This window comes from Shewanella sp. SG41-4, from assembly GCF_014164505.1.
In the GTDB taxonomy this organism is placed as follows: Bacteria; Pseudomonadota; Gammaproteobacteria; order Enterobacterales; family Shewanellaceae; genus Shewanella.
Map to the genome: position 1 here is coordinate 1 of NZ_JACJFI010000488.1, position 1,981 is coordinate 1,981.

General features: G+C 41.7%; 4 protein-coding genes. All 4 read left to right on the forward strand.

Going from position 1 to position 1,981, the window contains the following annotated elements; genetic code table 11:
- On the forward strand, window positions 1-196 hold a 196-nt coding region (locus H5202_RS21415; protein ID WP_182773833.1), incomplete at its 5' end, for a DUF2788 domain-containing protein.
- 8 nt (window positions 197-204) lie between these two features.
- Window positions 205-477, forward strand: a complete 273-nt coding sequence (ybfE, locus tag H5202_RS21420) for a LexA regulated protein (RefSeq protein ID WP_011637372.1) — start codon at window positions 205-207, stop codon at window positions 475-477.
- Window positions 478-527: 50 nt separating this feature from the next.
- A complete protein-coding gene (gene fldA / locus H5202_RS21425; RefSeq protein WP_011637371.1) occupies window positions 528-1,055 on the forward strand; it encodes a flavodoxin FldA in 528 nt (175 codons plus the stop codon).
- Window positions 1,056-1,149: 94 nt separating this feature from the next.
- On the forward strand, window positions 1,150-1,981 hold an 832-nt coding region (locus H5202_RS21430; RefSeq protein ID WP_182773834.1), incomplete at its 3' end, for an elongation factor P maturation arginine rhamnosyltransferase EarP.

The window sequence follows — 1,981 nt, forward strand, 5'->3', positions numbered from 1 at the left end:
TGAAGTAGTAGGCTTGAACTTGTTTTTTGCATCGATATTCTTTTTTAGCGGCATGGCTATCCATGATGTGCTTAAACAGGGTGAAGTCCCTAAATTTGGTCGATATATTGTTTGGGCAGTGTTATTCCTCGGCTGCGCCGGGTTTATTGCAAAAGGTATTATTCAGATGACCTGGGAAGGCTCTGGGATCGGTTAAAGAGTACAATGGCAAAAGAAACAACAGATAGAACGACTATTGACCTTTTTGCCGCTGAAACTCGCCGTGGGCGTCCGAGAAGTAACCCTCTTTCTCGGGAGCAGCAATTAAAGATCAACAAGCGTAACCAAATTCAGCGTGATCGCGCTAACGGTTTAAAGCGAATAGAGCTAAAGGTGTCACAAGATTTGTATGATGCCTTGAACCAACAAGCTTTGAACAGTAACATCAGCCGTAGCCAGTTAATCGAATTTATTCTGCAACAGCAACTCGACAACTGAGACTTTTTAGAACATCGCACAACGCGAACTAGATATTTAAAGGATAGACAATGGCAACTGTAGGTCTTTTTTTCGGTAGCGACACTGGCAACACCGAAGCTGTAGCCAAAATGATCCAGAAAAAACTGGGTAAAAGCATGCTCGATGTTAAAGACATCGCGAAGAGTACCAAGGAGCAAATTGCTGAATACGATTTGCTTATGTTTGGTATTCCAACATGGTATTACGGCGAAGCACAGTGTGATTGGGATGACTTTTTCCCAGAGCTTGAGCAAATCGACTTTACCGATAAGTTAGTCGCTATTTTTGGTTGTGGTGACCAAGAAGATTATGCTGAATATTTCCTTGATGCTATGGGCATGGTTCGTGACATCGTTGAAGCTCGAGGCGGTATTATCATTGGCCATTGGCCATCTGAAAGCTACAACTTTGAAGCCTCTAAAGGCATGGCAGACGACAAGCACTTTGTCGGTTTAGGGATTGATGAAGATCGTCAACCTGAGCTAACCGAAGAACGTGTTGACGGCTGGGTTAAACAAATTTATGAAGAAATGTGTTTAGCTGAGTTAGAAGACTAACCCACATCATCAGATTACTTTTGTGATTAAAAGCGGCTTTATTGCCGCTTTTTTATGTCTATAGTTTAGGGCTAACGGTTAAATAATCATCACTATGTCAGTTAATAATTCCAAACCATTACACCATCATTGGGATATCTTTTGTGCCGTTGTCGATAACTATGGTGACATAGGTGTCACTTGGCGTTTGGCTAAGCAACTGGTCGCTGAATATGATATCCCGATTAATTTATGGGTCGATGATTTACTGAGCTTTTCGCATATTTTACCTATGCTAGACCCTCATAAATCGAAACAAATGTTTAATGGGGTGAATATATTTCAATGGAATAACCCATTGGATATAGCGTTTATTGCTGGCGACGTCGTTATCGAAGCCTTTGCCTGTGAATTACCATCACAAATAAAATCCACCATAGATCAACTGCATCAACATCCTCACCATCAAGCCCCTACTTGGTTAAACCTTGAATATCTCAGTGCTGAAGATTGGGTAGAGGGTTGTCATGGGTTGCCCTCTTCACAGCCTAGTGGAGTTAAAAAGTGGTTCTACTTCCCAGGCTTTACCTCCAAGACTGGCGGACTTATCTGTGAACGTGAATTATTTAATCAACGCGACGAATGGCAAGCAGACTCAAAACATAAATTAGCGTTGTTCAACAAACTGGGATTGCAGGGGATAAATGCTCAAGACACAGTTATCAGTGTCTTTAGTTATGAAACACCAGCTTTAGCTGCTTTGTGTGAACTATGGCAAACATCGCCAACCCCAATTCATGCACTCATCCCTAAAGGACGCAGTTTACATAGCCTAACGAGCATATTGCCCTGTGACATTAAATATTTGATGCCCGGTCAACAATTTACAATAGGTAACTTAACCCTACACATATTGCCTATGACCGATCAAAATGGCTTTGATCGCT

Bases quoted from the DNA above. Each gene is read 5' to 3' on its own strand.
- ybfE (WP_011637372.1), top strand. From the start codon at position 205: ATGGCAAAAGAAACAACAGATAGAACGACTATTGACCTTTTTGCCGCT.
- fldA (WP_011637371.1), top strand. From the start codon at position 528: ATGGCAACTGTAGGTCTTTTTTTCGGTAGCGACACTGGCAACACCGAA.